The 20,760-nt window shown below is 72.0% G+C and carries 21 protein-coding genes and 1 pseudogene; 6 read left to right on the top strand and 16 right to left on the bottom strand.

Annotation, left to right across the window (positions count from 1 at the left end):
- The first annotated feature begins 77 nt into the window (after positions 1-77).
- Entirely contained in the window at positions 78-692 is a 615-nt protein-coding gene (locus I6J71_RS39560) for an MmpS family transport accessory protein (protein WP_204091533.1), read from the top strand.
- A 102-nt stretch (positions 693-794) separates the two neighbouring features.
- Here I6J71_RS39560 and I6J71_RS39555 read toward each other — a convergent pair whose 3' ends face one another.
- On the bottom strand, positions 795-1,631 hold the full coding sequence (locus I6J71_RS39555; protein ID WP_204091532.1) for a bifunctional 2-polyprenyl-6-hydroxyphenol methylase/3-demethylubiquinol 3-O-methyltransferase UbiG: 837 nt from the start codon (positions 1,629-1,631) through the stop codon (positions 795-797).
- Positions 1,632-1,754: 123 nt separating this feature from the next.
- Between I6J71_RS39555 and I6J71_RS39550 the strand changes: the two are divergent.
- Positions 1,755-2,159 (top strand): annotated as a pseudogene (locus tag I6J71_RS39550) (hypothetical protein); the annotation flags it as partial.
- 41 nt (positions 2,160-2,200) lie between these two features.
- On the top strand, positions 2,201-3,505 hold the full coding sequence (gene hisS, locus I6J71_RS39545) for a histidine--tRNA ligase (RefSeq protein WP_204091531.1): 1,305 nt from the start codon (positions 2,201-2,203) through the stop codon (positions 3,503-3,505).
- 114 nt (positions 3,506-3,619) lie between these two features.
- Here hisS and I6J71_RS39540 read toward each other — a convergent pair whose 3' ends face one another.
- The 10 genes from I6J71_RS39540 to I6J71_RS39495 form a co-directional block, all read right to left on the bottom strand.
- Positions 3,620-4,414, bottom strand: a complete 795-nt coding sequence (locus I6J71_RS39540) for an alpha/beta fold hydrolase (protein ID WP_204091530.1) — start codon at positions 4,412-4,414, stop codon at positions 3,620-3,622.
- Positions 4,411-6,078: an FAD-binding dehydrogenase gene (locus I6J71_RS39535; protein WP_204091529.1), complete on the bottom strand. Its 1,668-nt coding sequence runs from the start codon at positions 6,076-6,078 to the stop codon at positions 4,411-4,413. The genes I6J71_RS39540 and I6J71_RS39535 overlap by 4 nt, the downstream gene beginning before the upstream one ends.
- A complete protein-coding gene (locus tag I6J71_RS39530; protein ID WP_239154172.1) occupies positions 6,075-6,698 on the bottom strand; it encodes a TetR/AcrR family transcriptional regulator in 624 nt (207 codons plus the stop codon). The genes I6J71_RS39535 and I6J71_RS39530 overlap by 4 nt, the downstream gene beginning before the upstream one ends.
- A gap of 289 nt (positions 6,699-6,987) precedes the next feature.
- The gene (locus tag I6J71_RS39525; RefSeq protein ID WP_239154171.1) at positions 6,988-7,944 is read right to left on the bottom strand and encodes an amidohydrolase family protein; all 957 of its coding nucleotides are present in this window, start codon (positions 7,942-7,944) and stop codon (positions 6,988-6,990) included.
- 3 nt (positions 7,945-7,947) lie between these two features.
- Complete coding sequence (locus I6J71_RS39520) at positions 7,948-8,994, bottom strand: MAB_1171c family putative transporter (protein WP_204091528.1); 1,047 nt, start codon at positions 8,992-8,994, stop codon at positions 7,948-7,950.
- A complete protein-coding gene (locus I6J71_RS39515) occupies positions 8,961-9,527 on the bottom strand; it encodes a hypothetical protein (RefSeq protein WP_204091527.1) in 567 nt (188 codons plus the stop codon). Before I6J71_RS39515 ends, I6J71_RS39520 begins: the two co-directional genes overlap by 34 nt.
- On the bottom strand, positions 9,524-9,928 hold the full coding sequence (locus tag I6J71_RS39510; RefSeq protein ID WP_204091526.1) for a helix-turn-helix transcriptional regulator: 405 nt from the start codon (positions 9,926-9,928) through the stop codon (positions 9,524-9,526). The genes I6J71_RS39515 and I6J71_RS39510 overlap by 4 nt, the downstream gene beginning before the upstream one ends.
- Positions 9,929-10,229: 301 nt before the next feature.
- Positions 10,230-10,682, bottom strand: a complete 453-nt coding sequence (locus I6J71_RS39505; RefSeq protein ID WP_204091525.1) for a flavodoxin family protein — start codon at positions 10,680-10,682, stop codon at positions 10,230-10,232.
- Between the two features lie 364 nt (positions 10,683-11,046).
- Positions 11,047-12,678 carry a phospho-sugar mutase gene (locus I6J71_RS39500; protein WP_204091524.1) on the bottom strand — a complete coding sequence of 544 codons (1,632 nt, stop codon included), beginning with the start codon at positions 12,676-12,678 and terminating at the stop codon, positions 11,047-11,049.
- A gap of 9 nt (positions 12,679-12,687) precedes the next feature.
- The gene (locus I6J71_RS39495) at positions 12,688-13,218 is read right to left on the bottom strand and encodes a TetR/AcrR family transcriptional regulator (protein ID WP_239154170.1); all 531 of its coding nucleotides are present in this window, start codon (positions 13,216-13,218) and stop codon (positions 12,688-12,690) included.
- Between the two features lie 89 nt (positions 13,219-13,307).
- Between I6J71_RS39495 and I6J71_RS39490 the strand changes: the two genes are divergently transcribed.
- Together I6J71_RS39490 and I6J71_RS39485 are read left to right on the top strand one after the other, a co-directional pair.
- Positions 13,308-14,186, top strand: a complete 879-nt coding sequence (locus tag I6J71_RS39490; RefSeq protein WP_204091522.1) for a TIGR03564 family F420-dependent LLM class oxidoreductase — start codon at positions 13,308-13,310, stop codon at positions 14,184-14,186.
- A 32-nt stretch (positions 14,187-14,218) separates the two neighbouring features.
- Positions 14,219-15,373: a glycosyltransferase gene (locus tag I6J71_RS39485; protein ID WP_204091521.1), complete on the top strand. Its 1,155-nt coding sequence runs from the start codon at positions 14,219-14,221 to the stop codon at positions 15,371-15,373.
- Positions 15,374-15,414: 41 nt separating this feature from the next.
- Here the strand turns inward: I6J71_RS39485 and I6J71_RS39480 are convergent, their stop codons facing one another.
- Genes I6J71_RS39480 through I6J71_RS39470 form a run of 3 tightly spaced genes read right to left on the bottom strand, consistent with a single transcriptional unit; the run spans position 15,415 to position 17,560 of the window.
- Positions 15,415-16,200, bottom strand: coding sequence for a purine-nucleoside phosphorylase (locus I6J71_RS39480; RefSeq protein WP_204091520.1), 786 nt, complete (start codon positions 16,198-16,200; stop codon positions 15,415-15,417).
- On the bottom strand, positions 16,197-16,622 hold the full coding sequence (locus I6J71_RS39475; protein WP_204091519.1) for an ABA4-like family protein: 426 nt from the start codon (positions 16,620-16,622) through the stop codon (positions 16,197-16,199). Before I6J71_RS39475 ends, I6J71_RS39480 begins: the two co-directional genes overlap by 4 nt.
- The gene (locus I6J71_RS39470) at positions 16,619-17,560 is read right to left on the bottom strand and encodes a hypothetical protein (protein WP_204091518.1); all 942 of its coding nucleotides are present in this window, start codon (positions 17,558-17,560) and stop codon (positions 16,619-16,621) included. Before I6J71_RS39470 ends, I6J71_RS39475 begins: the two co-directional genes overlap by 4 nt.
- A 110-nt stretch (positions 17,561-17,670) precedes the next feature.
- Here I6J71_RS39470 and I6J71_RS39465 point away from each other — a divergent pair, with 110 nt between their 5' ends.
- Entirely contained in the window at positions 17,671-18,297 is a 627-nt protein-coding gene (locus I6J71_RS39465; RefSeq protein ID WP_239154169.1) for a MerR family transcriptional regulator, read from the top strand.
- Here I6J71_RS39465 and I6J71_RS39460 read toward each other — a convergent pair.
- Together I6J71_RS39460 and I6J71_RS39455 are read right to left on the bottom strand one after the other, a co-directional pair.
- On the bottom strand, positions 18,276-18,854 hold the full coding sequence (locus tag I6J71_RS39460; RefSeq protein ID WP_204091516.1) for a GNAT family N-acetyltransferase: 579 nt from the start codon (positions 18,852-18,854) through the stop codon (positions 18,276-18,278). The two genes, I6J71_RS39465 and I6J71_RS39460, sit on opposite strands and share 22 nt — an antisense overlap.
- A 36-nt stretch (positions 18,855-18,890) precedes the next feature.
- The gene (locus I6J71_RS39455; protein WP_370542037.1) at positions 18,891-20,660 is read right to left on the bottom strand and encodes a serine/threonine-protein kinase; all 1,770 of its coding nucleotides are present in this window, start codon (positions 20,658-20,660) and stop codon (positions 18,891-18,893) included.
- Positions 20,661-20,760: the final 100 nt, after the last annotated feature.

Raw genomic sequence — 20,760 nt, 5'->3', positions numbered from 1 at the left:
AAGGGTGCGGGCGCCGACATGCCTGAGGCTTGCCGTCTTCACCACGAAAACCCCGACACCGAAAGCAGAACGAAACCTTGAGCCAGCCTTACCCGCAGCAGTCCTTCCCCCAGCAGGCCGCGCCCGTGCCGCCCGCCCCGAAGAACGGGCTCGGTACCGCCGGATTCGTGCTGGGGCTGATCGGCCTGATCTTCTCCTTCATCCCGATCATCGGGCTGGTCGCCTGGCCTCTGGTCATCCTCGGCATCATCTTCGCCGCCGTCGGGCTCGGCCGGATCCGCAAGCACCGTGCGACGAACAAGGGCCTCACGATCACCGGCCTGGTCCTGTCCGTGATCGGCCTGATCATCTGCATCGTGTGGGCCGCGACGACCACCAAGGCCGTCAACGACCTGAACACCGAGGCCAACCGCAGCGTCACGGTCCACTACGAGGTGACCGGCTCCGCGAAGGACGCCACGATCACCTACTCCACGATGTCCGGCAGCGACCTGTCCACCAACCAGGAACAGGCCAAGCTGCCGTGGTCGAAGGACGTCACCGCCCAGGGCCTGCTGAAGGGCGGCACGCTCACCGTCACGACCGGTGCCGACGGCGGAAGCGCTACCTGCAAGGTCGTCGTCGACGGCCAGGAGTCGAAGACCGCGACCGCGACCGGCCAGTTCGCCACCGCCTCCTGCGACGGCTTCTGACCCGGTGCGGCGAGAAACCCCGCCGCCGACACCACCGAACAGCGGCGGGGCCCGGGGCGGCGGGGTGTCGGCGTTCCACCGGGCGCACCGTCGCGCCCCGCACTACGCGCCGGCCCCCACGAGCCGGGTGGTGGCAACGTCGATCCCCATCGCCCACGGCACCACCCCGTCCACCGCAAGCTTTTCGGCCTCCGCCAGGAACCTCTCCCGCAGCCGGGCAACCTCATCCGCCGGCACCGACGACATCTCGTAGAACGTCGCCACGTTGTCCTGCCACACCCTCGCCGGAGTGCCACGGTGCCGGATGGTGATCCGCTCCCACGCCATCGGCGCGAACCCCGCCGGCCCGAGGATCTCGTCGAGCCCTTCCCTCGTCCGGGGCCGCCGATCACCGAACTTCGGTAGCAACCCCTTGGCGCGAGCCGCGCGGAAGAGCGGCACAGCGAGCGACCGGAACAACTCGATCGCATCACCGGCCTCGGCACCACCGCTTCCCACGGCAACCGCGAACCGCCCGCCGGGGGCGAGCACCCGCGCCGCCTCGGCCGCAACTGCCTCCGGGTCGCTCATCACCATGAACGCCATGTGCGAGACGACCGCGTCGAACGCCCCGGCGTCCCACGGCAGCTCCTGCGCCCGGCCCAGTCGCAGCTCCGCGTTCGCCAGCTCCGGCCGCCTGCGCGCGAACGCGAGTTCGTTCAGCGAAAGATCGATTCCCGCCAACCGATGCGCTCCGCGAGCGGCGAAGATCGAGAGCAGCTCCCCGTCCGCGCACCCGAGGTCGAGCACCCGCTCGGCGCTGCCGACGTGGTCGGCGAACGTCTCGTAGGCGGTCCGGCCACCGGGTGTCAGGACGTCGCGGATGCTCTCGCTCTGCTTGCCGGGGTGGTGGTCGTGGAAGGTGCGCAGGAACTGCTCGGTGGACGGCGGGGAAGTCATCGATCGACTGTACGGCCCCGAAGAGCGAGTTCGGCTCACCGTGAGACCACCAGCTCGACCACGACATCACGGGCTGGCACGCGGCCATTCGCCCGTAGTGTGACAGCGTTTTAAAACAGTGTCATGCTCACCTGTAACCCCTGGGAGGAGAAGGCCCTGCACGACCTCGTTCAGCTCTTCACCGTCATCGCGCTCGTGTCGCTGCCCACCGTGATGTACGGGGGTTACGCGCTGATGGGCGTGCTCAGGCGCGGGCAGCTCACCGACGGGCAGCGCGGCCTGTTCCGCGCCGGCCACGCGCACGCGGGCGTGCTGCTGGTGCTCGCGCTGGTCGTGCTGCAGGTCCTCGACCGGACGGCCCTGGGCGACACCACGCGATGGGTCGTCTGCTTCCTGCTGCTCTTCGGCGTGCTCGCGCAGTCCGGCGGCTTCTTCCTCGCCATGCTGCGCACGCGCGCCGGCATGTCGATCACCACCGCGGGCGCGGCGCTGCTGGGCGCGGCGCTGCTGGTCACCGCCTATGGGGTGCGTTCGGGTGACCGCACGACGCGGTCGTTAAGCTTGATGACGTGCCTGAATACCTGTCGACCGCGCCTGTCAAGGGGACCCGAGACTTCCTCCCCGCCGAAATGTCCGTCCGCACGCAGGTGTTCGGCCATCTCTACGAAGTGCTGGAGCGCTACGGCTTCCTGCGCTACGACGGACCCGTCCTCGAGCCCGCCGAGATCTACGAGCGGAAGTCGGGGCAGGAGATCGCGGACCAGCAGCTGTACACGCTGACCACACGCGGCGGGGAGCGGCTGGCGCTGCGCCCGGAGATGACGCCGTCGGTCGCGCGGATGATCGCGGGCAACGCGAAGTCGCTGTCGTTCCCGGTGCGCTGGTACAGCCACCCGAACTGCTTCCGCTACGAACGCCCGCAGCGCGGCCGCGTGCGCGAGCACTGGCAGATCAACGCGGACATCTTCGGTTCCGAGAGCGCGAACTGCGAGATCGAGATGTTCGAGCTCATCCACGACCTGATGGGTTCCGTCGGCGCGACGCCGGACATGTTCGCCGTGCGCGTGAACGACCGGAACCTGCTGACGTCGGCGCTCACCGACGTCGTGGGTGTGGCGCCGGAGCACCTGCCGGCCGTCTTCGGGCTCGTGGACCGCTGGGAGAAGTCGTCGCACGAGGAGCACGCGGCGACCGCCGAGGAGATCGGCCTGGCGGACAAGCAGTTCGAGAAGCTCACCGAGTTGCTGGGTGCGGGCGAAGCGCTGCTCGACGAGCTGCCCGCCGACGTCAAGGAGCAGTCCAACCTGGTCCGGGTGCTGTCCAGCTCGGCCGCGAGCCTCGTGAAGTTCGAGCCGATGATCGTGCGCGGGCTGGCGTACTACACGTCGACCGTGTTCGAGGTCTTCGACACGTCGCCGAAGAACCGCCGCGCGCTGTTCGGGGGCGGCCGCTACGCCGACCTCGCGTCGCTGTTCACCAAGGAGCGCATCCCGGGCATCGGCTTCGGCATGGGCGACGTCACGCTCATCGACTTCCTCGACACCCACGGCCTCACCCCGAGTCCGCGCAACGAGGTCGACGTGATGGTCATCCCCGTCACCGAGGAGCTCGCCGACGCGGCCCGCCAGGTCGCGGCCAGGCTGCGTGCCTCGGGCCTGCGCACGTCGACGCCCCTGGAGCACCGCAAGCTCGGCAAGGAACTCACCCGCGCCGACAAGGCCGGGGCGTCGGCCGTGGTGATCGTCGGCCAGGAGGACTGGGACGGCGGCAACGTGACCGTCCGCAGCCTGGCCACGCGTGAGCAACAGCAGGTCGCGCTGGCCGAGGTCGCGGCGACGGTGAACGCGCTGGTGACGCCGGCGAACCCCGCCTGACCCAGCCACCGACCGAGCAACGCGGAACAGCCCCGCCGGAGCGATCCGGCGGGGCTGTTCCCGTTCTCGCGCGCAGGTGGCCGCAAACGGCCCCGCCCCCTCGGCGGGGCCGGTTCAGCCTTCGCGCGCGAAGTGCTCGACCAGCGCGGCGACCTCGTCCGGCCGGTCGGTGAAGGGGGTGTGGCCGGCGTCCAGCACCTCGACGCGCGCGCCGGCGGCCCGGTAACGGACAGCCGCGGACGCCTGGTCGTAGAGGCGGTCGCGGCGGCCGAGGATGGCCAGCGTGGGCAGGCCGAGCGCGGCGACCTGCGCGTCGAGCGGGCGCGTGGTCAGCAGCCGGCGCCGTTCGATCAGCACGGCCTGCGCCATGGCCGGGCTCGTGACGCAGAAGTCGGCGTGGGCCTGGCGCAGGCGGGTGGGTCGCAGCGCCAGTTCGACGGGCGCGGCACCCGCCAGGCGGTGCAGCAGGCGGCCGACGAACGGCACCGCCAGCAACCCGTTGCCCGGCGGGAAGGTGGCGAGGCTGTAGTCCGGCGCCTGTCCGATGAGGACGATCCGGTCGACGATCGCGGACAGCGCGGCCAGTTCCAGCACGACGTCCGCGCCGAACGAGTGCCCGACGGCCGTCACGCGGCCGGCGCCGGCGAGCTTCAGCGCGGCCGCGAGGGTCGTCGCCTGCGAGCGCGCGTCGAGACCGGTGTGGCCGCCCGTGCAGCCGTGGCCGCGCAGGTCGGCGCGCAGCACGCGGTGGCGGCCGGACAGCAGCGGCGTGAGGCGGTCCCAGGAGTGCAGTGAGCCGCTGAAGCCGTGGACGAGCAGCACGGCGGGGGCGTCGGCCGGACCGTCTTCGCACAGGTGGAGGGCGATCCCGTCGACGTCCACGACGGTGCCGGTCACGCGGCGGGTCACGGCACCACCCGGGCCATCGCCCGGCCGGCGGCGCGGCCCGAGAAGATGCAGCCGCCGAGGAACGTGCCCTCCAGCGCGTTGTAGCCGTGCACCCCGCCGCCGCCGAAGCCGGCGACTTCGCCCGCCGCGTACAGGCCGGGCAGCGGTGACCCGTCGGCCCGCAGCACGCGCGAGTCGAGATCCGTCTGCACGCCGCCGAGCGTCTTGCGGGTCAGGATGTTCAGCCGCACGGCGATCAGCGGTCCGTGCGCCGGGTCGAGGATCCGGTGTGGCTTGGCGACGCGCGCCACGCGGTCCCCGACGAACCGCCGGGCGTTGGCGATGGCCATCAGCTGCAGGTCCTTCGAGTAGCGGTTGCCGACCTCCAGGTCGCGCGCCACGATCTGCCGCTCCAGCGCGGAAACGTCGAGTGCCGGGCCGCGGGCGATCTTGTTCATGCCCTCGACGAGCGCGGGCAAGTCGTCGGCGACGACGAAGTCCACGCCGTGGCGTTTGAACGCGTCGACCGGTCCCGGCGCGCCCTTGCTCGCCCGGGCGGCGAGCGTCTGTTTGAGGCTCTTCGCCGTGAGGTCCGGGTTCTGCTCCGAGCCCGACAGCATGAACTCCTTCTCGAGGATCGTCTGCGTGAGCACGAACCACGAGTAGTCGTAGCCGGTCGAGAGCACGGCCTTGAGCGTGCTGTTGGTGTCGAACCCGGGGAAGTTGGGGGCGGGCAGCCGGTGCCCGGTCGCGTCGAACCACAGCGACGACGGCCCGGGGATGATCCGGATCGCGTGGTCGGGCCAGATCGGGTCCCAGTTGTGGATGCCCTCGACGTAGTGCCACATGCGGTCGCGGTTGACCACACGCGCGCCGGCGGTTTCGCTGATGCCGATCATCCGGCCGTCCACATGCGCCGGCACGCCGGGGATCATCGTCCGCGGCGCCGGGCCGAGGCGTTCGACGGGCCAGTTGCGGCGCACCAGTTCGTGGTTGTGGCCGATGCCGCCGGAGCTGACGAGCACGGCTTTCGCCGACAGCTCGAACTCGCCGGCCTTGTCGCGCGTCGACTTCACCCCGCGCGGTTCGCCGCTCGGCTCGAGGATCGTGCCGCGCACGCCGGTGACAGCACCGTCGGTGACCACGAGCTCGTCGACCTGGTGGCGAAACGCGAACCGCACCTGGCCACGGCTTTCGGCGGTGAGCACGGGCTCGGCGAACACACGCACGACCTCGGGGCCGGTGCCCCACGTGAGGTGGAAGCGCGGCACGGAGTTGCCGTGCCCGCCGGCGATGCCGCCGCCCCGTTCGGCCCAGCCGACGAGCGGCGTCACGCGCAGGCCGAGGTCGTACAGGTACCGGCGTTTCTCGAAGGTCGCGAAGCGCACGTACGCCTCGGCCCAGCGGCGGGCCCACAAATCTTCGTCTTCGCGGTCGAAGCCGGCGGAGTCGAGCCAATCGCGCAGCGCGAGCTCGTAGGAGTCCTTGATGCCGAGGCGGCGTTGCTCGGGACTGTCGACGAACAGCAGCCCGCCGAGCGACCAGAACGCCTGGCCGCCGAGGTTCGCGCGGTTTTCCTGCTCCACCGCGAGCACGCGGCGGCCGGCCTTCACCAGCTCGTGCGTCGCGACGAGCCCGGCCAGCCCCGCGCCGATGACCAGCGCGTCCGGTTCGAACGATCTCACGCCAGCTCCTCCGTGTAGGCCAGAACCACGCGTTCGCACAGCTCGGAGCGGCGCTCCCACACCCGCGGGTTGTCCGGGTCCATCAGGCACTGCGCACTCGTGCCGTCGTGCATCGCGACGAGCGCCTGCGCCAGCGCGGCCCGGTCGGGCACCGTGCGGCCGGCGCGCGCGAGCAGCTGCACCACCAGCGGCAGCAGGGCGTCGGCGATCGCCTCTTCGCGGGCCGTCATCACGCGTCGCAGGCCCGGGTTGCGCAGGGCGTGGGCAGTGAACTCCGCGCTCACGCGGAACCACGCGTCGTCCACGGGAATCGCGGGCAGCACGAACTCCACCACGGACCGCACGTCGGGCAGCTCGATCTCGCCCAGCCCGTCGAACTTCTCCCGCACGGCGGCGATCATCTCCGCCGACCGGTGCTCCCACATGGCCAGGAACAACTCGTCGAGCGAGGCGAAGTTCGAGTAGAACGCACCCCGCGTGTACCCGGCGCGCTCGCAGACCTGCTCCACAGTGGACTTCCCGAAACCCTCTTCCGCGAACACCGGGAGCGCTGCCTCGAGCAGGCGCCGCCGGGTCTCCGCCCGCCGCCGCGGCACGCGCTGCGCCGCCGGCTCACTCATGGGGACCTCCCGCTTTCGATACACGAGCGTACTCAATACGCACATGTATCGAAAGGGGCCGTGATCAAGGTCAACAACCTTGATCGAGAACGGCTCAACCAGCGGCGACGTGCTGGTCAGCGCGCCGTGGGCTCTGGAAGCCACAACCCCCTGCGCCAGCACCAGCAGCGGCTTCCGCAGCGCCGACAGCTCGGTCAGCGGATCCCCGTTCACGACGAGCACGTCGGCCGACAACCCGGCGGCCAGCCGGCCCGTCACCGACGACAGGTCCCGTGGGCGCGCTGGAGCTCTACGAGTGGCTGGGCTTCTCCCGGCGGCGGATCCGATCGTCGAACGTCGAGCCCGGGAGGCCGGCGTCGGTGCCGGACAACAACCGCACGCCGTGTTCTTCGAGCCAGGGGAGGCGGCCGTAAACGCGGCGCGCCACCTCCTCGCCCATGCGCTCGGCCATCAGCCGCCAGTTGCGGCTGCTGGTGGAGCACGCGGAGATTCCGGCGGCGGCCATCCACCGGGCCACCGCGGGGCGGAGGTCGGTCCGGCCGGGGCCGGACATGAAGGTGCAGTGTTCGATCGTGGAGACGCCGGCTTCGGCGGACGCGGCGATGGCGTCGGCGCCGTGGGCGTGGGCGGCGACCGGCAGGCCGTGGCGGGCGGCCTGCGCGACGACGATCTCCAGCTGCCGCTGGGAGAACTGGGATTCCCACATCTCGGCGCCGCCCTCGGTGATCTGGCCGCCGCCGGCCATGACCTTGATCACGTCGGCGCCCGCGGCTGCGTTGGCGTCCACGAGGGTGCGGATCTCGGCGTCCGAGGAGACCGCGCCGCCGAAGAAGTGGCAGTGTCCATCCGGGACGGTCAGCGGCGGGCCCGACGCGAGCACGCGCGGGCCGCCCGTGGGCTTCAGCACCGTCCGGCCGCCCAGGTCGCGCACGGTCGTGACGCCGCTGCGCAGCAGTTGCCCGAGGTGGTCTTCGGCGGCCCGGGCGAGCGAAGCGTCGTCGCTCGCCAGGAACGCCGGCAGCATCTCGCGCGTCGCGTCGAAGGACAGGTGCACGTGGACGTTGAACAGGCCCGGCAGCACCGTCGCGTCCGGGAAGTCTCGCACCACCGGGTCGACGGCCGCCGCGGCCACGTCGCCGCGGTGGCCGACGGCGGCGAGCACACCGTCGCGCACGAGGACGGCGCCACCGTCGATCGGGTCCGAGGGGCGCGCCAGTACGCGCGCCGCCGTGATGAGCGTGTCCACGGGTCAGTTTTCCCTTCCTGGCGCGGAAGACAGCGAAGCCGCGAGCGACAGCGGCGGCCGCACGTCCGATTCGAGGTCGCTGCCGCCGGGCAGCACGAGCTTGGCCCGCCCGTCGCTCGCCTCGCCGGCTGCGTGCCGCGCGAGCGCCGAACGCAGCGCCGCCGCCGCGGCAGCCGGCTCGTCGGCGGCGAGCGACGCCGGATCCGCTTCCAGGTACGGGCTCAGCTGCACCAGCCCGTCGCGGATTTCGATCACGCGCCGGTAGTAGCGCCGGTGCACGACGAACCGCTCGCGCCACGGGTGCCCGGGTGGCGTCCGCAGCACGATGCTGGGGTACGCCTTGACCAGAAACGTCCACAGTGGAGCCGGCCGCGCGTGGTCGGACCGGTGGCGCCGCCGCTGGGCCAGCGCGGCGAAGCGCGCCCGCACCCCCGGGTAGGTGATGCCGGCGAGGAAGAGCAAACTGCCGACGATCACCAGCGGGATCCCCGGCCAGAGCAGTACCGGCACCACCGCGCCGAACAATGCGAAGACCGTGTACAGCGCCCGGAACACGCTCCCCGCGGCGGCCGCCGCCAGGCTCGCCGCACCGATCCGCAGCCCCGTGCGCAGGTGCGGGTCGGCCACACGCTGGTAGCGCACGATCCACACGGCACACGCCGTGATCGCGTAGATCAGGTACAGCCCGCCGCCGAGGTAGAACAGCGCGATCCCGGGTTCGTGCACCGTGGCCGGGCCGAGGGCCGCGCCCCGCAGCGGCACCGGCGTCACGGCCGTGCCGACGGTCAGCACCGCGATCGCCGCGCCCAGCGGCACGAACTCCAGCGCGACGCGCCGCGCCCGGGGCGGGCCGAGCGCGGAGCCGAGGAAGAAGATCAGCAGTGAGCAGACCCCGCACGACAGCAGCACGTTGACCGCCAGCCGCGCACCACCCGGCGTGGTCACGCCGTCGAACCACGCGGAGATGCCGCGTTGCTGCCACAGGAACGCCAGCGCGAACGCCGCGATGGTCACCGTCACGGCCCAGTTCGGCAGCCGCGGCGAGAGCACGAGCTGGTAGGTGCGCCACGGTCTCCGACCGTGCCCTGGATGCGGCGCAGGTCGCGGTCGGCCGCGCTGCGCGGGGTCGTGTAGTTCAGCACCGACGCCCATTCGAGGATGATCGTGGCGACGGTCTCCGCCCCCCACTCGTGGGCCTCGTCGTAGGAGGTGCGGCGCAGCGCGTGGCGCACCGCGTCACCGTCGATGTCCTCCAGGTCGGGCGCCGGTCCGCGCAGGAAAGCGGCCGGCTGCGCGTCGCCGCGGGGTTCGTGGTCGGCGAGCAGGTGGCCCAGCTCGTGCAGGATGATGTGGTCCTGGTGCGCTTCGGTCGTCTCCTGCTGGAAGAAGAGGTAGTCCGCGGCCGCGGTCGCGATCCGGCAGCCGAACGGACCGGGCACCTCCAACGCGTACGGCATCAGCCGGATCAGCCGCCCGCGGCTCTCGCCGAGGCGCTCGCACAACAACCCGACGTCGAGCGGCGGGCTGAGGTCGAGGTCCGTCAGCGACCGGCGGCAGCGCCTGCGCAGTTCGCGTTCCTTCACGGTCCGCTCCGGCCTTCCCGTTCGGCGCGTTCGTAGCGTTCGACGAGGTCGAGCAGATCCATCACCTGCCGCCGGCCTTGCGGCGAGAGCTCCTGCGCGCGCATGGCCATCAGCTTGGCCTCGACCGCGGGCCCGTCGTCGGTGAGCTGGCCGGCCTCGTCGTCGAAGAAGTACGTGACGGGCACGCCGAACAGCTTCGCCAGCGCCTCGACGTAGTGGATCTTCGGGTTGATCCGCTTGCCCGTGGCCAGCTGCTGCAGGTACGCGGGGGACATCGCGGGACCGCCCGCGCGCTCGATCGCCGCCGACATCTCCCGGTAGCTGTGCGGAGCCCGGCCGTCCGCGCGGGACGCCTCGATCAACGCGCTCAGCTTCTGCGCGAAGGTGCGTTGCCGTGGCATGCCCGCCCCCTTCGCCGTTCAGCCGGATCGTAACGCCGCCTCTACTGTACGCATCTGTTGACAGGTCCTGTATGCAGTGGTTTACCGTGGCCGCGTCCCGCTCCGGACGTCCGTGCCCCGGGAGTGTCCGGAACCCGGAGCGGGATCTTGTCCTGCGCCCGGCTCGTCATGATCAGCCGTTTGTAGTACGCTTGACGGCGTCAAGGTTGATCGCCTTCGTTGCGAACCCTTGATCTGGCCTGTTGCCGGAGGTCGACCCCCAGGGCTTCCGGTGACAGGCCCCTTATTCTCCGGGGTCCATTCAGGCCATGAGCGTGGCGGCCACGGTCGCACCCAGCTCCTGCAAAGCTTCCAGCGCTGCTTTGTCCGGTTCGCCCGTGACCAGCACGGGGCCCGCGACCTGCGTCCAGCCCAGCCCCGTCGTGATGGAATCCAGCTGGCGCACCGTGCCCGACGTGTCGTTGTTGCCGTGCACGTACGCGCCGAACGGGCGGCCGCGCGTCGAGTCGAGACACGGGTAGTAGACGGTGTCGAAGAAGTGCTTGAGCGCACCGCTCATGCTGCCGAGGTTCGCGGGCGTGCCGAGCAGATAGCCGTCGGCGGCGAGCACGTCCGCGGCGGTCGCGCCGAGCGCGGGGCGGCGGACGACGTCGACGCCCTCGATGTCCGGGTGCTTCGCGCCCGCGAGCACGGCTTCGAACATCGCCTGCGTCGACGGCGACGGCGTGTGGTGCACGATCAGCAACGTGGCCATGCCCGCAGCCTGCCACTTGTGCGGGCGTGCGCGCGGGGCAGGCTGGGGCCGGTGGGGGGGGCGACAGACTGCGGCCGGCGCTCGCCGTGTCCGCGCTGGTGGTACTCGGCGTGGCCGGCTCGTCGGCACGCTCGTGACGCTCATCGAAGCGTTCGTCAGCGCGATCTTCCGCTTCAGCGATCCGTGGTCCGGTGGGCTGGACGAACTGTGTCCGTGGCTCGCGCCCGCCGGCCTGGCGCCGGCGATCGCGTTGCGGCGACGGGAGTTCATCGCCGCGTTCGTGGTGCTGCTGGTGGTCGACGTCGCCGGCCTGTTCGGACCGAGCCTGCTGGACCGGGCCCCGGACGCGGGGTCCCGGCGCCGGTCAGCTCAGCAGCGTGTCGATGTCCCGGCGCACCGCGCTGAGGCGGTCCGACGCGCTGGCGCGAGCCGCTTCGAGGTCACCTTCGACCTGCGCCACGACCTGCAGGTAGGCTTTCAGCTTCGGCTCGGTGCCCGACGGGCGGATCACCACGCGCAGATCTTCCCCGCGCAGCCGCAGCACGTCGGCGCCGGGCAGCAGGTCCTCCAGCGTCACGGCGATGCCGCCCAGCGTCGCGGGTGGCTGCGCGCGCAGGCCGGCCACGAGCTCGCTGCGCACGGCGAGATCGGTGACCCGCAGCGAAACCTGGTCGGTGAGGTGCACGCCGTGGCGCGTCGCGATGTCGTCGAGCACGTCGAGCGGCGTGCGGCCCTCGGCCTTGAGCGCCGCGGCGAACCCGGCCGCGAAGACCGACGCAGCGATGCCGTCCTTGTCCCGCACGAAGCCGGGATTCACGCACACCCCGAGCGCTTCTTCGTACGCGAAGATCAGCCCTTCGCCGGCACGCACGAGCCACTTGAAGCCCGTCAGCGTCTCGGCGTAGCGCGCGCCCGCGGCTTTCGCCAGCTCGCCGAGGAGTGACGACGACACGATCGTCGTGGCCACGAGGGGATCGGTGTTGTCCGTTGTGGACAGCAGGTGCGAGCCGAGCAGCACGCCCGTCTCGTCGCCGCGGAGCATGCGCCACACGCCGTCGCGGCCGCGCACGCCGAGGGCGCAGCGGTCGGCGTCGGGATCGAGCGCCACGGCGAGGTCGGCGTCCACTTCGGACGCGAGCGCCAGGAGCAGGTCGGTGGCGCCGGGTTCCTCCGGGTTGGGGAACGAGACGGTGGGGAAGTCCGCGTCGGGCTGCGACTGCGCGGCGACGAAGTGGACGTCGGTGAACCCGGCCTGCGCGAGTGCCTGTTCGAGAGTTTCGGCTCCCACGCCGTGTAGCGCGGTCGCCGCGATGCGCAGCTCGCGCGCAGCTCCGCGGGGAAGGGCCGCGACATCGGCGAGGTAGGCCGGGCGCGGATCGACGACCTCGGCGCCGGGCGCGCGTTCGACGCCGATCGCGGCGGGCGCGGCCTGGATGAGCCGCTCGATCTCCCCGTCCGACGGTGGCACGATCTGTCCGCCGGTGCCGTCGTAGAGCTTGTAGCCGTTGTCCGCGGGCGGGTTGTGCGACGCGGTGATCTGGACCCCGGCGACCGCGCCGTAGTGCTTCACGGAGTACGCGAGCAGCGGCGTCGGCAACGGCTGCGGCAGGACCTTCACGGCGAAGCCCGCGGCGGTCAGCACCTCGGCGGTCGCCTGTGCGAACGCCTCCGATCCGTGCCGCGCGTCCCGCCCGACCACGACCACGCCCCCCTCGTGGCCCTTGACCTTCAGCCACTGCGCGACGCCCGCCGTGGTCCGCGTGACGACCGCGACGTTCATCCCGTTGGGCCCCGCCCGCACCGGCCCGCGCAGCCCGGCCGTGCCGAACTCGAGCGGTCCCGCCATGCGGTCGGCGACCTCGTCCGCCGCGCCGGGCTCCTGGCCCAGCGCGCGGGCGAGCACGCGCTGCAACTCGTCGCGCGTCTCGGGGTCGGGGTCTTCGGCGATCCAACGGAAGGTGGCATCGCGCAGTTCGGAGTTCAGGGTGGTCGGCACCGGATCAGGTTACGGGTGCTCGCGCCGGATGCCCTCGACCACGAGGCCGAGCAGCGCTTCGGCGCGCGCGGCGTCGTCCTCGGTCGCGAGGGAGATGGCGTTGACGAGCAGGAGCAGGTCGTCGATGCCGGCTTCGTTCGCCTCGCCGGCTCGCTGGGCGCGCGTGAGCAGCCGGTGGCCGGCGTCGCGGATCTTCGCGTGGTACTCGCGGCCCTCCTTGGCGCCGATCAGCAGGGCCGCTCCGAGGCCGCGGGCCTCCGCCGCGTGCGCGACGACCGCGCGCAGCCACGTGACCAGCGCTTCTCCCGGCTGTGCGGCGGTTTCCAGCTCCGCGGCTCGCGCGCACAAGCCTTCGACGCGTTCGTGGAACACCGCCTCCAGGAGTGCGGCCCGGCCCGGGAAGTGGCGGTGCAGAGTCGCCGACCCGACGCCCGCGCGCCGCGCGATCTCCTCCAGCGACGCCTCCGCTCCCTGGTCCGCGACGACCTCGACGGCCGTCGCGAGCACCCGCTCGTAGTTGCGGCGGGCGTCGGCTCGCATCGGCTTTTCCTCCATGGTTGCGGAAGTGGGGTGGCCCTCCGTATCGTAGCCGGACACAACTGGGGTGGCACCCCGCTTAGGAGGACCGAGTGCAGATCGGGATCGCGATCGGGGACCTGCGCGGCCCGGCCGGGGCGGCTGAGCTGCTCCACCAGGCGCGGGAAGCGGCGGCGGCCGGGTTCGCGACGGCGTGGGTGAGCCAGGGGTTCGGCTGGGACGCGATGGTGGCGCTGGCCGCCGTGGGGCACGTCGAAGGCCTCCGGTTCGGGACGGCCGTGGTGCCCGTACCGCAGCGGCACCCGCTGGTGCTGGCGGGCCAGGCGCTGAGCGTGCAGGCCGTGACGGGCAACCGCCTGACGCTCGGTGTCGGTGCGGGCATCGGGGCGATGGTGGGGCCGGTGTTCGGGTTGGCCACCGACCGGCCGGCGCGGCGGATGCGCGAGTACCTCACCCTGTTGAACCCGTTGCTGCGCGGGGAAAGTGTTGTGCACCAAGGGGAAACGCTCACGGCCGTCGGGTCGGTGGCGGTGCCCGGGGCGCGGGCGCCGTCGGTGGTCGTGGCGGCGCTGGGGCCGGCGATGCTGCGGGTGGCGCGTGAGCTCGCCGACGGCACGGTGACGTGGCTGACCGGGCCGCGCACGCTCGCCGGGCACATCGTGCCGCGACTCGGGGACGGGAAGCGCGTGATCGCCGGGCTGCCGGTGTGCGTCACCGCCGACGAGGCCGGCGTCCGGGCGCGGATCGCCGAAACCTTCGCGATGGCCGCGATCGCGAACGAGTACCGGGCGGGGTTCGACCGCGAAGGCGTGGCGGGCGCGGGAGACGTCGCGGTCGTCGGCGACGAGGACGCCGTGGCCGGGCAGCTGAAACGGCTGCACGACGCCGGCGTGACCGAGTTTTGGGCCGCGCCTTACGGATCCGTTGCGGAGCAAGAAAGAACCAGCCGGGTTCTCGCCGAAATCGCCTGACGGCCGGCAGCGGAGTCGCTAACGTCGGGCTGGTGCGACTTGTCTTCACCTCCCTCGCGTCCCACGGCCACCTCTATCCGCTGATGCCCCTGGCGGTCGCCGCGCGCGCCGCCGGGCACCACGTCGTCTTCGCGACGGCGGAGGACTTCCACCCGGTGCTCGAGAAGGCCGGGCTGGAGCCCGCCAAGGCCGGCCTGACGATCCACGAAGCCTTCGCCTCGCAGTTCTCCGGTGACCCCGGACGGCGGCGGCGCGAGGTGCCGGAGGAGGTCCTGAACGAGACGATCGGCAGGGTCTTCGGCCGCGTGCTGCCCGAGCGGTTCCTCGCCGACCTCGGCGCGCTCTTCGAGCAGGACCGGCCGGACCTCGTCGTCTACGAGGTCGGCAACTCCGGCGGCGCGTTCGCCGCGAGGAAGGCCGGCCTGCCGGCCATGGGCCACGGCTTCGGCCGGGTGTCGGCCGACGGGCTGATGATGGAGATCCACGGAGCGCTCGACGACTACGCTGCCGAACTCGGCATCACCGGCGGTGATCGGCCGTCGTGGGGCAACCCGTTCGTCGACATCTGCCCGCCGTCGGTGCAGTCGCCCGAGTTCCTCGCGCGCGCCCGGCGGCTGCCGCTGCGGCCGGTCGGCTGGAGCGAGCCCGCCGACCTGCCCGCGGGCGTCGCGAACCGCGACCGGAGCCGTCCGCTGGTCTACCTGACGCTGGGTACCACGCCGATGAGCCAGTCGCACGTGCTCACCGCGGCGATCACCGGGCTGGCCGCGCTCGACGCCGACGTGCTGGTGGCGACCGGGCCGGCGGTGGACGTCGCGGCTCTCGGCGAGGTACCGGCGAACGTCCGGCTGGAGGCGTGGGTGCCGCAGTCGGAGTTGCTGCCGCACGTGGACCTCGTGGTGCACCACGGCGGCAGTGGCACGACGATGGGCGCGTTCGCCGCCGGCGCGCCGCAGCTCGTGCTGCCGCAGGGCGCGGACCAGTTCACGAACGCCGAGGCCGTGGTGACGGCCGGCGTCGGCGAACGCCTGCTGGGCGACGAGGTGACGGCCGAGGCCGTGCGGGAGAAGGCTCGCCGGCTGCTCGCGGACCCGGCCGTGGCCGACGCCGTGCGCGGGCTCGCCGCCGAGGTGGCGGGAATGCCCTCGCCCGAAGAGGTCGCGGCACAGCTGCCCGATTACGCCTGAGCCGTGCCGGGCCTCTCGCGGGAGGCCCGGCACGGAGCGCGTCATGCCCTGCTGATGAGGTCCTTCAGGAGCGAGCCCATGCGCGTCGCCGCTTGGCGGCCCGCTTCGAGGACTTCTTCGTGGTCGAGCGGTTCGCCCGTCATGCCCGCGGCGAGGTTCGTGACGAGCGACAGGCCGAACACCTCGATCCCGGCCGCGCGGGCCGCGATGGCCTCGAGCACGGTCGACATGCCGACGAGGTCCGCGCCCATCGTGCGCAGCATGCGGATTTCGGCGGGCGTCTCGAAGTGCGGGCCGGGCAAGCCGGCGTACACGCCTTCTTCGAGCGTCCCGTCGATCTCCTTCGCGAGGCCGCGCAGGCGGGGGGAGTAGAGGTCGGTGAGATCGACGAAGTTCGCGCCGACGATCGGCGAGCGGGCCGTGAGGTTGAGGTGGTCGGAGATCAGCACGGGCTGCCCGACGTGGAAGCCCTCGCGCAGGCCGCCGGCCGCGTTGGTGAGCAGCACCGTCCGGGCGCCGGCCGCGGCGGCCGTGCGCACGTTGTGCACGACCTGGTCGATGCCCTTGCCCTCGTAGAAGTGCGTGCGGCCCAGCAGCACGAGGGCGCGCTTGTCGCCCACCTGCAGCGAACGAACGGTCCCGCGGTGCCCCACGGCACCCGGGGTGGTGAAACCGGGCAGGTCGCCGAACGGGATCTCCGCGTCGGCCGTCCCGATCACGTCCGCGGCCGGGCGCCAGCCCGAGCCCAGCACCACGGCGATGTCGTGCTTCTCGACGCCGGTGCGCTCGGCGATGGCGGCCGCGGCCGCTTCCTCGTGGTTGGTCATGGCGCCGAGCGTATCCGGACAGTGCGGACGACCAGGAACACCACCAGCCCGAACGGGGACAGGAAAATCGTCAGCACGAGGACCGGGCTGACCAGCCACCACGGGATCCCGCGGTCCCGCGCCTCGAAGAACATCCACCGCCCGAGGAACAGGTCGAACGCGATCAGGTGCGCCCAGATGATCGCGGCCCCTGCGGGAGCGCCCGCAAACGCTTGCAGCTGCGCCAAGTCCGGGCGGCTGACCGCCTGCCACAGCTCGCCGAAGTGCGCCACGGCGAGCGCGAAGTAGCACAGCAGCGGCAGCAGCGGCACCCACGGCGACGCCACGATGCGGCGGGTGCCGCGCCACGTCGGCAGGAAGATCATCAGCGCCCAGAACGGGACGGCGATGGGGAACGCCCAGGTGAAGAGCTGGCCGGTCATCGCACGAGCACCCGCTGCGGGCGGCGGACGGAAGCCGCGGCGCCCAGCGCGACGGTGGCGACGAGCGTCCCGGCGGCCGTGAGCGTGGCCGCGCTCGGGTGGACCAGGGGTTCGCCGCGCACTGCCTGCCAGGTGACGAGGGCGACGAGGCCCGCGTAGCCGAGCGAGCCGACCCACACCAGCCGCACGCGCACGGCGCTGTCGCGCAGGCGCGGGAACCGGGTGGCGAGCAGGCCGAGCCCGAGGGCGAGCAACGGCAGCAGCTGCAACGCGTGCATGCCGGTGAAGTGGGGGATCCGCAGGTCGCCGCCGGTGGTGCTCCAGCCGAGGATCGGCAGGCCGGCACCGCCGTCGGGAACGCCGACGCTGTGTGCGCCGATCAGGTCCGACGCGCCCGTGGCCTTGAGCCGCGCGCGCTGCTGCGCTGTCGGCCCGAGCATGAGAGCGCCGAGGCCGATGCCGGTGAGGGAGATGACCGCGCCGGTGCGGACGGCCCAGTGCGTGGCGCGGTCTTCGAGGCGCGTGAACATCAGCAGGACGGTGAGCACGAGCGTCGCGACCCAGATGCCGGCGACCATACCGCCCATGGCGGTGAACAGCGTCTTGTCGAGGGGTGTCGCGTTGTTGAAGTGGCTCGGGCGAGCGCGGGCGGCCTGGCCCACCATCACCACGTACTCGCCGGCGAACAGCACGATCACGACGTCCGTGGCGATCCGGGCGGTGCGCTGGAAGCGGGGCAGCAGCGACACGAGCCAGCCCCAGGTCAAGAAGTACAGCGCGCCCGAGACGGCGAACTTGAACAGCTTGTCCCATACGGGTGCGCCCAGCACGGTCCGCTGGTCCACGACCATCGCGACTACGCAGACCACCGCCGTCACGGCCAGGGCCAGCGCGAACGTCGTGGACGGGCGGTGCCAGGAGCGCGTTCTCTGCAACATCAGGTCCTCCCATAATGGATAGTTCGAGTATCCGTTATGGGAAGCTAGACTATCCATGCTGAGAGGTCCTCAGGGTTTTTCCCCGAGATGGGAGTGGTTCGACGGTGCGGATGGCCGAGCTGAGCGTCGCGTCCGGGATGCCGGTCGCGACGATCAAGTACTACCTGCGCGAAGGGCTCCTGCACCCCGGCGAGCGCACCAGCCCCAACCAGGCGCGCTACGGCGAGGAGCACGTGCAGCGGCTCAAGCTCATCCGCGCGCTGCTCGACATCGGCGGCCTGTCCGTGGCCACCGTCGGCGACGTCCTGGCCGCGATCGACGCGGGCGAGCCGACGCACGAGGTCCTGGGCGTCACGCAGCGCGCGCTCGTGGGCGGCCCGGCCGAAACCGACGACGAGGCCCGCGCGTGGGCGCTGGACCGGCTGAGCTCACTCGCCGCCGCGCACGGCTGGAAGTTCGGTCCCGACCACCCGGCGGCGCCCAGCCTGGTCTCGACGCTGTGCGCCCTGCGCGCCCTGGGGCACCCCGCCCTGCTCGACCGCCTCGACGATTACGCGGATCTCGCCGACCGCATCGCCGTCACCGACCTGGACACCCTGGCCGCCCAGCCGTCGCTCGACCGCATCGTCGAGGCCGCCGTGGTCGGCACCGTCCTCGGCGATCGACTCTTCGCGGGCCTGCGCCGCCTCGCCCAGGCCGCCGAATCCGGGCGGCGCTACCCGGACGGGTTGCGCTGAGCCAGCCACGCGGCCCGGCTCAGCTCGTACTCCACTTCGCCGTGCTCGGCGCCTGGGATCGGATCGTCGTCCGCGGCCGAGGTGAACGCGCGGGCGAACGTGAGGCCGGCGGCGCTCATGGTCGCCCGGGAGGCGGTGTTGACGGCCATGGTCGGGGCGAAGACGCGGTCGAGACCGACGTCTTCGAAGGCGTAACGGAGGAGTTCGCACGCGCCTTCCGTGGCGTAGCCCTGGCGCCAGCGGCTGCGCAACAGGCGGTAGCCGAGGTCGGCTTCGCCCGGCGTTTTGACCTGGTCCGGGCCGTGCGGGGGTTGCAGGATCCACCAGCCGACGAACCCGGCCGCGGCGAAACCGGCCCAGAAGCCCAGACCGGGCACTTCGCGCGCGGCCGCCAGCCGGCGACGGTGGGCGCGCTCGACCTCGGCTCGAGACGCGGCGCGGCCGATGAGGTAGCGCATCACCTCGGGATCGGAGTCCAGTCGGACCTCGAGTTCGAGGTGCTCGTCGGCCAGCGGGACGAGGGTCAGCCGCCGGGTGCGCAACGTGGGCTGGTCCATGTGCCGATCTTCACCCGCGTGGCAACCGAATTCCGGTCACTGTTCGCCTGAGAACGCCACCGTCTGCTTGATCTGGTCCCAGGTGGTCACCGCGCTGTCTTCGATCTCCGCGGGCACCGTGAGGGAGATGGCCCAGAGCGCGTTGTTCGAGGTCTTCAGCACCGCGAAGGTCGCGCGGGTGATCCCGGCGTCGGAGTGGTTGCCCTTCGCCGGCTGGCTGTGCTCCACCGTGCGGTACGCCATCTCGACGCCGGCCGTCGTTTTGATCGGCGGCTGGGCGAAGTTGAACGAGTCGCGGTCGGTGCCGGCGCGCAGGCTCCGCTCGTAGTCGCCCACGTCGTGGTCGGGGAGGTAACCGGCGTACCGCTCGATGCGCAGGGACCAGTGGCCGTCGGGCGACACGTACTGGACGACGACGGACGAGCCGAGCGTGCTGGACTCGCGGGTGGCGATGAACCGCTGCCAGCCTTCGGGCACCGAGATCTCGTACTGGCTGTCGCGCGAGACGTTGGCCGTGTCGCTCGCGTTGCCTTGCTGCGGCACCAGCTTCAACGGCGCCGGCGGGCCCGTGGACTCGGCGGAACCGGCCGGGGCCGCGCCGCCCGCGGGCGGCACGAGGGGTTGGCCGCTGATCAGGCGCGCCAGCGCGAACCCGCCGGCACCCGCGACGAGGAACAGCACCACCGCCGCCAGCGCCAGCAGCGCCGACGCTCGCGAGCTGCGCCGCGCCACGACCGGAGCCGGGACTGGCGCCGGCGTCGAGGACCGCAGGAACGGCAACGGCCCGGGATCGGCCGCCAGCTCGGAGCTGGCCTCGGCTTTCGCCTCCACCGGGGGCACGCCGGACACCGGCGCGACCGTCTTCAGCACCTGCGTGTCCGTGGCGTCCAGCTGCGCCGACGTCTTCTTCCCGTCCGGCGTGCGGAACAGCTCAGGCCCGAACAGGTCCAGCGCCGTCTTGCCCTGCAACGGGTACAGCCGGTGGCGCACCTCGCGCAGCGAGATCCGCTTCTCGGGCTCCTTCTTCATCAGCGCCGCGATCACGTCGGCGAGCGGGCCCGGCTTCGGCTTGGGCACCGAGCCGTTCACGACCTTGCCGACGGTCTCCAGCGGATCCCCGTCGGCGTCGTAGGGCGGAGCACCCTCGACGGCGGCGAACAGCGTCGCGCCCAGCCCCCACAGGTCGGCAGCAGGCGTGACCGCGCCGCCGGAGGCGACTTCCGGCGCGATGTAAGCGGGAGAGCCGAGCATGATCCCGGTGCGCGTCATCGTCGCTTCGGAGACGTTGCGCGCGATGCCGAAGTCGGTGAGCTTGATCCGCCCGTCGCCGGCGACGAGCACATTGCCCGGCTTCACATCGCGGTGGGTGATGCCCGCGTCGTGCGCCGCTTCGAGCGCGGCGGCGACCGCGATGCCGACGGCCGCCGCCTGCTCGACGGTCAGCGGTCCGTGGTCGCGCAGGATGTGCGCGAGGCTGCGCGAGGGCAGCAGCTCCATGACCACGAACGGTTCGTCGTTGTCGCGCGCGACGTCGTGCAGGATGATCACGTTCGGGTGGGACAGCACCGCGATTGCGCGCGCCTCCCGCAGCGTCCGCTCCCGCAGCTCGTCCGCCTGCGACGCCGGCACGCCGGGCGGCAGCTTCATCTCCTTGACGGCCACCGGCCGGTGCAGGAACTCGTCGTAGGCCGACCACACCGTGCCCATCGAGCCCGAACCGAGAACGGATCGCAGCCGGTACCGCCCGGCGACCACACGGGACGGCTCTTCGGCTGCGCTCGACGACTCTTCGCTCGAGGAGGACACCCCCTGATTGTGTCGTAAGGCACCGACACCCTTCGACTCAGTGTGCAACTCCCCGCTCACCCTGGTTTGCAGGTACCCCGGAAGTGTCCGCAGGGGCGAC

Origin of the sequence: Amycolatopsis sp. FDAARGOS 1241 (genome assembly GCF_016889705.1) — a bacterium.
Lineage (GTDB): Bacteria > Actinomycetota > Actinomycetes > Mycobacteriales > Pseudonocardiaceae > Amycolatopsis.
This window is presented reverse-complemented; position numbering and strand designations above follow the sequence as displayed.

Bases quoted from the DNA above. Each gene is read 5' to 3' on its own strand.
- I6J71_RS39475 (WP_204091519.1), bottom strand. From the start codon at position 16,622: ATGACCGGCCAGCTCTTCACCTGGGCGTTCCCCATCGCCGTCCCGTTC.
- I6J71_RS39510 (WP_204091526.1), bottom strand. From the start codon at position 9,928: ATGCCACGGCAACGCACCTTCGCGCAGAAGCTGAGCGCGTTGATCGAG.
- I6J71_RS39555 (WP_204091532.1), bottom strand. From the start codon at position 1,631: ATGACTTCCCCGCCGTCCACCGAGCAGTTCCTGCGCACCTTCCACGAC.
- I6J71_RS39465 (WP_239154169.1), top strand. From the start codon at position 17,671: ATGGCCGAGCTGAGCGTCGCGTCCGGGATGCCGGTCGCGACGATCAAG.
- I6J71_RS39480 (WP_204091520.1), bottom strand. From the start codon at position 16,200: ATGACCAACCACGAGGAAGCGGCCGCGGCCGCCATCGCCGAGCGCACC.
- I6J71_RS39495 (WP_239154170.1), bottom strand. From the start codon at position 13,218: ATGCGAGCCGACGCCCGCCGCAACTACGAGCGGGTGCTCGCGACGGCC.
- I6J71_RS39530 (WP_239154172.1), bottom strand. From the start codon at position 6,698: ATGAGTGAGCCGGCGGCGCAGCGCGTGCCGCGGCGGCGGGCGGAGACC.
- I6J71_RS39470 (WP_204091518.1), bottom strand. From the start codon at position 17,560: ATGTTGCAGAGAACGCGCTCCTGGCACCGCCCGTCCACGACGTTCGCG.
- I6J71_RS39460 (WP_204091516.1), bottom strand. From the start codon at position 18,854: ATGGACCAGCCCACGTTGCGCACCCGGCGGCTGACCCTCGTCCCGCTG.
- I6J71_RS39505 (WP_204091525.1), bottom strand. From the start codon at position 10,682: ATGGCCACGTTGCTGATCGTGCACCACACGCCGTCGCCGTCGACGCAG.